At 72.5% G+C, this 8,752-nt stretch carries 7 protein-coding genes; 4 read left to right on the top strand and 3 right to left on the bottom strand.

From position 1 onward, the window contains the following. The first annotated feature begins 181 nt into the window (after positions 1-181). On the top strand, positions 182-1,165 hold the full coding sequence (locus tag AB0J68_RS20455; RefSeq protein WP_354856211.1) for a DUF1702 family protein: 984 nt from the start codon (positions 182-184) through the stop codon (positions 1,163-1,165). Between the two features lie 35 nt (positions 1,166-1,200). Beyond that, entirely contained in the window at positions 1,201-1,650 is a 450-nt protein-coding gene (locus AB0J68_RS20450) for an SCP2 sterol-binding domain-containing protein (RefSeq protein ID WP_355068033.1), read from the top strand. Between the two features lie 57 nt (positions 1,651-1,707). Here the strand turns inward: AB0J68_RS20450 and AB0J68_RS20445 are convergent, their stop codons facing one another. The 3 genes from AB0J68_RS20445 to AB0J68_RS20435 are packed head-to-tail and all read right to left on the bottom strand — an operon-like array spanning position 1,708 to position 4,858. Next, positions 1,708-2,697, bottom strand: a complete 990-nt coding sequence (locus AB0J68_RS20445) for a carboxymuconolactone decarboxylase family protein (RefSeq protein ID WP_363939948.1) — start codon at positions 2,695-2,697, stop codon at positions 1,708-1,710. Then, positions 2,694-4,331, bottom strand: a complete 1,638-nt coding sequence (locus AB0J68_RS20440) for a GMC family oxidoreductase (RefSeq protein WP_363939946.1) — start codon at positions 4,329-4,331, stop codon at positions 2,694-2,696. Before AB0J68_RS20440 ends, AB0J68_RS20445 begins: the two co-directional genes overlap by 4 nt. Next, complete coding sequence (locus tag AB0J68_RS20435; RefSeq protein ID WP_363939950.1) at positions 4,328-4,858, bottom strand: DUF5987 family protein; 531 nt, start codon at positions 4,856-4,858, stop codon at positions 4,328-4,330. The genes AB0J68_RS20440 and AB0J68_RS20435 overlap by 4 nt, the downstream gene beginning before the upstream one ends. Positions 4,859-5,181: 323 nt before the next feature. Between AB0J68_RS20435 and AB0J68_RS20430 the strand changes: the two genes are divergently transcribed. After that, the gene (locus AB0J68_RS20430) at positions 5,182-6,165 is read left to right on the top strand and encodes a DUF1702 family protein (RefSeq protein ID WP_354856207.1); all 984 of its coding nucleotides are present in this window, start codon (positions 5,182-5,184) and stop codon (positions 6,163-6,165) included. Continuing rightward, positions 6,162-8,752: type I polyketide synthase (locus AB0J68_RS20425; protein WP_363939943.1), on the top strand; the 2,591-nt coding region annotated here is incomplete at its 3' end. The genes AB0J68_RS20430 and AB0J68_RS20425, both read left to right, overlap by 4 nt.

Raw genomic sequence — 8,752 nt, 5'->3', positions numbered from 1 at the left:
GCCGGGTGTGTCCACCCGGCGACGACGCCGGTCCCACCCGACCGTGCGCGACCACGCCGAAAGCCCAGCGCAGGGCCGGGAACCGACCGGGCACGCTCGGAGACGCGCGGCTCCTCGAACCCGGCCAGGATGAAATCGTCGCGGTGACCGCCGCCGTGGCACCGAACGAAGGGTGGCCGGTATGTCGAGAGTGTTCGGGTCGATGCGCCGCATGGTTCTCGCGCCTTCGCTGGAGCAGGTCTCCTTCGCCGCGCTCGGATTCCCGGTCACGGCCTCCGCCACCACAGTCCACCTGGAGGCGATCCCGCAGGCGGTGGTCTGCGGCTTCGAGTGGGGGATCGAAGGTCCGAGCGTCGCCGAGCTGGAACGCCGGCTCGCTCTCGTGGACCCGGAACGTCGTGGCTTCGCCTACGAGGGCGCGACGATGGCCTACACCGTGCTCGATGCGACGGCAGGCGGTTCCCGTACCCGTGAGTTGCTGGAAGGGCCGGGGCGCCCGCACTACTTCCTCGCCTGCATCGGCATCGGCTTCGCGATGGCCCGGCTGCCGCGCGTGTTGTGGCGCAAGGTGCTGCCGGACCTCACCGGGATCCCCTACCACCCGACGATGAGCTGGCTGGCCGTCGACGGCTACGGCTTCGACAAGGCGTACTTCGACCAGGCCACCTGGATCGTCGGGCAGCGACGTCCGCGGCCGTACCCGTGGCAGGGGCACGCCGACTACTTCCCGCGGGCGTTCGACCAGGGCGTCGGCCGGGCGCTGTGGTTCCGGCACGCGGCCGATCCGGCGGCGGTGGCCGCGACCGTCGACGGCTTCGCCGCCCCGCGCCGCGCGGACCTGTGGAGCGGTGTGGGACTGGCCGCGACGTTCGCCGGCGGGTGCGACACCGCGGGCTTCGAGTCGTTGCGGTCGCTGGCCGGCGAGTACGGCCCGCACCTCGCCCAGGGCGCGGTCTTCGCGGCCAAGGCGCGGACGTGGGCGGGCTACTGCCCGGAGCACACCGACGCGGCGGCGCGGGCGCTGACCGGCCTGTCGTCGGAGGCCGCCGCCGAGCTGGCCGATGCCGCGGCGGTCGACGCGCCCGCCGACGGCCTGGCCTACGAGGAGTGGCGGCGGGTGATCCGTGAGCGGGTCATTCAGCCCGCCGGCGTCAGCGACAGCTAGGACCCGCGCGCGGACGACGACCAGAGGAGCCTTCGATGACCACCAACAACGCCGATCCGGCGGCGCTGGCGCCCCGTGATCTCGCCATCTTCGTCAAGAGCACCCCGATGCCGGACGTCCGCGCGCTGATGAGTGGGGAACGCCGGGACGCCCTGTTGCAGGAGATCTTTCGGCGGATGCCGGACGTGTTCCGGGCCGACCGGGCCGCCGGTCTCGACGCCGTCATCCACTGGGTGATCGGTGACCGGCCCGACGGCGGAGTCGACCGCTACCAGCTGGAGATCGCGGACGGGGTGTGCCGGGTGTCGCCCGTCGCCGATCGCGAGCCGAAGCTGACGCTGACGATCGGCGGCGCCGACTTCCTGCTGGTGGTGACCGGCAACGCGCATCCGGTCGTGCTGACGATGAAGGGCCGACTGCGAACCCGGGGCGACCTCGCGCTGATCGCGAAGTTCCCCTCCCTGTTCGACGTGCCGAAGGTCTGACAGGGCCGGCTCGGCCGGCTCGGCCGGCCCCGGCCGGGGCCGCCCGACGTTCGCCGGTCAACCCGCCGTTTCGTACGCCGTGGCGAGCGCGTCGCCGTGCCGGCGTGCCGCGGTCAGGGCGGCCCAGGCCGCCAGGCCGAGCAACGCCGCGTCGTCGTGGCCCTCGGCACGGACCGCGGCCACCGCCGAGTCGGGCACCCGGTACGAGGCGAAGGCGACGAGCATCGCCAGTCGTCCGGTTGCCCGGTCCGCAGAGGACAGACCCGCCAGCCGTGAGTCGAGCCAGTCCGCCACCCCCGCCAGGTCGTCCGGAGCGTCGTCGTCGACGAGGCACTCGCGTACCAGCAGGCGTACGGCAGGAGGCACCGACCGCTGCCCGGCGTCCTCGATCACCGCCGCCGCTCCCGTCATGGCGGCGGCGACGTGTGGCAGCCCCGCCGCCCAGCGGAGGTCGTCCGGCAGGCGCCGCGCCGTGCCGGCCGTGCCGGGCAGCAATGGCAGGGACTGCCCGGCCACCGCCTCCCGGCCGGCCAGCCGACCCATCAACCGTGCCGCGACGCTCCGGGCGCCACCGAGCAGGGGAGCGGGAACCGCCGCCAGCGGTGAGTCCCGCAGGAAGACGTTCACCATGCGGTTGAGGTAGTGGAAGTCGACGGCCACGCCGATCAGCTCCGGCGACAGGACCGTCGGAAGCGGCGGCGGCGAGGCGCCCCGGCGCCCGAGCCCGCGTACGGCTGCCTGGTGGACGTCCACGCAGTAGGGACAGGTGTTGGCAGCCGACACCGCGGCCGCCACCGCCTCGCGCTCCCGACGGCTCGTCGTGCCCGAGACGAGCAGGGTCTCCCGCAGGATGCACCAGGCCGCGGCGAGCAGTCCCGGCGCGGCGGCGTGCAGGGCGATGGGCGGCGCGAGCAGGCCGAAGTCGCGTTCGACCTGCTCGTACACCTGACGGACCCGCACCGGCGCGGCCTCCGGAGGTACCGGGGAGACGTGTCGCAGGTGCGCGAAGGTGGCCCGCCGCGTGAGCCCGGCGACCGTGAAACTCATGACCGCAGGCGGGCGACCGCACGCCGTCCGGCGGTCTCGCCGTCCGGCGACGGCGCACCGTAGGTCACCTCGACACCCCGCTCCTGTGCGGCCCGCACGATGCCCGGCATGGCGCGTTCGGCGAGGGCCGCGATCGTCGAGGCCGGGTTGACCGTCAACGCGCCGGGCACCGCGGAACCGTCGGTCACGAAGATGCCCGGGTGCCCGCGCAGCTCGTGGCGGTCGTCCAGCGCCGAGGTCGCCGGGTCGTCGCCGATGCGGCACGAGGCGAGGGGATGCACGGTGTACGCGCCCACCAGGTCGTTCGTCCACGGCATCACGCGGGACAGCCCGTCGCGCTCAAGGATGTCCTTGACGTCGGCGTCGGCCAGCGACCATCCGCGCCACGTGTTCGCCGTGGGCCGGTACCGCAGCGGGCCGTGGCCCAGCATCTGCTGCGAGAAGCGGTGGGCGTTGCCGGTCTCCGGCGGCGGGCCGAAGACGCCCTCGTTGTCGTCCTCCGACATCGTGAAGATCGTCAGCCACGACTGCCAGCGGCGCAGCATCTCCTTCTTGTCCCGGCCGAACCAGCTGGGGCTCGCGTCGGGCACCTGCGCCAGGATCGTGCCCAGCGCGGGCGGGAAGTAGAGCTGTTCGAGGGAGTAGCGCTCGAACTCGGGCAGGGCGCCGTCGAGCCGGTCCCAGCTGGCGACCGTCGGACCCCGCCCGATCTGGTACGCCTCGTAGGCCCGTCCGTCCGGCCGCGACAGCTTCAGCACCTCGCGGACCCGGTCCTCGTCGAACACGGCCGTGTTGAGGCGCTCACCGTTGCCGGAGAAGTACCGCCCGACCGCGTGCGGCATCCGGCCCAGGTGCGGCTCCGAGCGTTGCAGGATCACCGGTGTGGCGCCCGCGCCGGCGGCGATCACGACGATCTTCGCGTCGATCGTCCCCTCGCCGTGCAGGATCCGGTAGTCCTCCTCGTCGACGACGCGATAGTGGACCCGGTAGCTGCCGTCGGCGTTACGGACCAGGTGCTGCACCTCGTGCAGCGGCCGGATCTCGGCGCCGTGCGCCAGGGCGGCCGGCAGGTAGTTGAGCAGCAGCGAGCGTTTGGCGTCGAAGCGGCAGCCGGCCATCATCCAGTTGCAGTTCGTGCACATGTCCACGTCGACGGCCGACGGCGCCGGGTTGGCGGTACGTCCGGCGTGGTGGCAGGCGGCGGCGAACAGGCCACCGGCGTACGGGACCCGGTCCCACGTCTGCTGGGTCACCGGCAGCGCCTCGGCCACCCGGTCGTACCAGGGCTCCAGGGTGTCGCGGCTGATGGCGGCGGGCCACATGCGTCGCCCGATGCTGCCGTGGCGCTCGAAGACGAAGCGTGGCGCCCGCGGCATCGTGGCGAAGTAGACCACGCTGCCGCCGCCCACGCAGTTGCCGCCCAGCACGCTCATGCCGTCGCCGATGACGAAGTCGAAGACCCGGGTGTACGACGCGCCCAGCTTGAAGTCGTGCTCGAAGTCGTCGGCCTTGAGCCACGGGCCACGCTCGAAGACCTTCACCCGGGCCCCGCCGGCGGCGAGGTGGTACGCGGCAATGGCGCCGCCGAAGCCGCTGCCGATGACCAGGACGTCGGTGGACTCGGTGGCCGTCATGCCGGGCTCCCCGTGGCGGTGGTGGACGGGTGTGGGTTGGCGAGCTGCCGGCCGTACGAGAACGTGGGGAACCGCCAGAGCCCGTCCGGGTCGGGCGTCTCGTACCCCATCGCCAGCAGGCCCGGATGCCCGGCGGCCAACGCGTCCACGGTGTGCAGGTGTGGCGCGCTGTCGAAGGCCATGTTGCAGAAGAGCGCCAGCCCCACCCACATCTGCTTGTCCGGGTGATCGGGGCTGGTCAGCTTCTCGATCAGCGCGGTCCGGGCCTCGAACGGCAGGCCCACGAAGGGCGGCAGGTCCGGCTTCAGGTCGAGGCCCGTGGCCGCGGCGTGCTCCCGGGCGTACTCGTCGAGTTCCACGCAGATCGTGTCGAGCGCCGGCGCCAGCCCTCCGGCGGGGTCTTCGAGCAGTTCGATCGCGCCGCCCGTGACGGCACCGCCGCCGACGTCGACGCCGGCGATCGCCGCATCGTCAGGGCCGCGTTTCTCGCCCGGGATGATGGTGTCGGCGAATGCCTCCAGAATCATCGTGCGCACCCGGTGTTCGGCCGCTTCGTCGGATTCCACGGCACGCTCCTTTGCGGAAGTCCGGACGTCAATTCCGGAGGTGTCGTTCGGATGCCAGTCATCGTGGTATGGGCCACCCCCCGCGTTCATCTCCTGTGTTGCGCTAACCGGCCCGTAATGGTCATTTCCGCTGTCCACTATCCACTCCACCATTGACCGATGCCGGTGAGCAGCGGAAACCTGCCGATCCCCGGACGCCGTCGGCGACCGCCGCAATGCAGGAGAAGTTTCGCTCCACATAGTCGCGTAACAATGAGGTCTCAGCGGGAGGGCCGGAGCATACGATGAGTTCATTGACCAGACTTCGACGCCGTATCATGACCCCCGACGTGGGGCAGACCAAAGTCAGCACGCGCGGATTCCATCTCAAGAACGAGCAGGCCCGCGAGCGCCTCGAAACAGTCGGTAGCTCGTTCCTGCACGGATTCGGGGCGGCCGCGGAGGCGAATGGCCCGGCAGATGCGGCACCCACGGTCGAGGCCACGCCGGCCGCGTACCGGGGCTTCGCCTACGAGGGTGCGGCGATGGCCTTCGCCATCCGCGACGCCCTGCCCGGGCGTCCGCGGCACGTCGCGCGGTTCCTCGCCGACCACGACGAGCACGTCTACATGGCGTACGTCGGAGTGGGCTGGGCGATGGCCCGCCTGCCGCGTCTTCTGTGGCCCCGGCTGTACGCCCCGGACCCGCTGCTGCGCTGGCTCGTCCTCGACGGGTACGGGTTCCACGAGGCGTACTTCAGGACCGACCGGTACGTGCGCCAGCGGCGTCGGCCGTCCACCTTCGCGTGGCCTGCCGACGGCCCCCGGGACTACTCGGTGCGCGCCATCGACCAGGGCATCGGCCGGGCCTGCTGGTTCGTCGCCGGAACGGACCCGGAGCAGCTCGTCCGCCTCCTCGACGCGTTCCCCGCCGACCGCCGGCGCGACCTGTACGCCGGGGCCGGCCTCGCCGTCTGCTACGCGGGCGGCGCGAGTGAGCGGGAACTGACCTGGCTCGCCGAGTGCGCGGGGACGTACCGGCCGGACCTCGCGCAGGGCGCGTCGTTCGGCGCCGCGGCCCGGCTGCGTGCCGATCTCGTCACCCCGCACAACGAGCTGGCGACCCGTGTCCTCTGCGGCATGACGGTGAGCGACGCGACACGGGTGACCGACGAGGCGCGGGTCGGGCTGCCCCCGGACGACGTCCTGCCCGCCTACGAGGTGTGGCGCCAACGCATCAGGAACGCCTTCGACCCGTCGCCAGCGACCCGAAAGCTGAGTGAGCAATGACCAGTATCGCCGTGGTGGGGATGGCGTGCCGCTACCCCGACGCCCGTTCACCGCAGGAACTGTGGGAGAACGCGATCGCGGGTCGCCGGGCGTTCCGGCGGCTCCCCGACGTCCGGATGAACGCCGACGACTACTTCGACGCCGACCCGGCCGCCCCGGACCGCTTCTACGCCCGCAACGCCGCCGTCATCGAGGGCTACGAGTTCGACCGGGTCGGCTACAAGGTCGCCGGCAGCACGTACCGGTCGACCGATCTGGCCCACTGGCTGGCCCTGGAGACCGCCGCGACGGCACTGGCCGACGCGGGTTTCCCGGCGGGGGAGGGGCTGCCCCAGGAGCGCACGGGCGTCATCGTGGGCAACACGCTGACCGGCGAGTTCTCCCGGGCCAACCAGATGCGGCTGCGCTGGCCGTACGTGCGGCGGACCGTGGCCGCGGCGTTGCGGGCAGAGGGCTGGGACGACGAGAAGCTGTCCGCCTTTCTCGCCACCTACGAGGAGGCGTACAAGAGCCCGTTCCCGCCGGTGAACGAGGACACTCTCGCCGGCGCCCTGTCGAACACGATCGCCGGACGCATCTGCAACCACTTCGATCTCAAGGGTGGCGGCTACACCGTCGACGGCGCCTGCTCGTCCTCGCTGCTGTCCGTGGTGACCGCGTGCCGGGCACTGCTCGACGGAGAACTGGACGTCGCGATCGCCGGCGGTGTCGACCTGTCCATCGACCCGTTCGAGGTCATCGGCTTCGCGAAGACCGGCGCCCTGGCCAGCGGCGAGATGCGGGTCTACGACCGCGCCTCCAACGGGTTCTGGCCCGGTGAGGGCTGCGGCATGCTGGTCCTGATGCGCGCCGACGAGGCCGCCGAGGCAGGTCACCGGATTTATGCCTCGGTCGCCGGCTGGGGCGTCTCGTCCGACGGCCGCGGTGGCATCACCCGGCCCGAGGTCGACGGCTACCAACTCGCCCTGCACCGCGCGTACGACCGGGCCGGTTTCGGCATCGACACCGTCGGGCTGTTCGAGGGTCACGGCACCGGCACGAAGGTCGGGGACACCACCGAGCTCACCGCGCTGTCCAGCGCTCGCGAGACGGCGAATCCCGACGCGCCGCCGGCCGTCATCGGCTCGGTCAAGGGGATGATCGGTCACACCAAGGCCGCCGCCGGGGTGGCCGGCTTCATCCGCGCCGCCATGGCCGTGCACCACGAGGTGCTTCCCCCGAGCGTCGGCTCCGTCGACCCCCACGAGCTTCTCACCGCCGACGGCGCACGGCTGCGCACCCTACGCAAGGCCGAAGCGTGGCCGAGCGCGGTCCCGGTGCGGGCCGGCATCACCGCCATGGGCTTCGGCGGCATCAACACGCACGTCGTGCTCGAACGCCACGGCCCGCGCCGGCCCGTGCCGGACCGCCGCGTCCGTACCCTGGCCGCCTCCGCCCAGGACGCGGAGCTGCTGCTGGTGGACGCGGCCTCCGCGCCGGAACTGGCCGTTCGGCTCGCCGAGCTGAGCACCTTCGTGTCCGCGATCTCGTACGCGGAGTTGGGCGATCTCGCGGCGACGCTCCACCGCGACCTGCAGGACCGGCCGTTCCGGGCCGCGGTCGTGGCCTCGTCACCCGAGGAGGCGCAGTGGCTGCTGACCGCGGCTGGTGAGGCCGTCGAATCCGGCGAGACGACACTGATCCGCCCCGACGGCCGGTTCCTGCTCGGACACGTCAGCGGCCCGGCCCGGATCAGCTTCCTCTTTCCGGGGCAGGGTTCCGGACGCGGTGTCAGCGGTGGCGCGCTGCGGCGGCGGTTCGCCGAGGTCGAGGACGTCTACCTGCGCGCCGCGCTGCCCACCGGCAGCGACGTCGTCGCGACCGAGGTCGCCCAGCCGCGCATCGTCGCCGGATCACTGGCCGGGCAGCACGCCCTGGCGCTGCTCGGCATCGAGGCGTCCACCGCGATCGGGCACAGCCTCGGCGAGATCGTGGCCCTGCAGTGGGCCGGCGTCATGGACGAGGACACGCTCCTGCGCGTCGCCGGCGTCCGGGGCCGGACCATGGCCGGGCACAGCCAGGCCGGCACGATGGCCGACATCGGGGCGCCCCCCGAGACGGTCGACGGGATCATCGCGGGGCTGCCGGTGGTCGTGGCCGCCTACAACGGGCCCCAGCACACCGTGGTCTCCGGGTCGGTCGACGCGATCGAGGCGGTCTGCCACAAGGCTCGGGCCGCCGGCCTGAGCGCGACGCGGCTGCGGGTCTCGCACGCCTTCCACTCCCCGCTGGTCGCACCGGCCGCGGACACGTTCGCCGACGCCCTCGCGGGCGAGACCTTCCACCAGGTCGGCGCCCGGGTCGTCTCCACAGTCACCGGTGAGGTGCTGCCCGCCGGCACCGACGTGCGCGGCCTCCTGCGCCGCCAGATCACCGACCCGGTCCTGTTCAACCAGGCCGTCGCGTTCGCCGCCAAGAACACCGACCTGTTCGTCGAGGTCGGGCCCGGACGGGTGCTAACCGGGCTGGCCACGACGGTCACGGACGTCCCGGCGGTCGCCGTGGACACCGACAACGACTCGCTCGCGAGTCTGCTGCGGGTCGCCGG

The sequence above is a fragment of the Micromonospora sp. NPDC049580 genome (assembly GCF_040675595.1).
GTDB lineage: Bacteria > Actinomycetota > Actinomycetes > Mycobacteriales > Micromonosporaceae > Micromonospora.
This window is presented reverse-complemented; position numbering and strand designations above follow the sequence as displayed.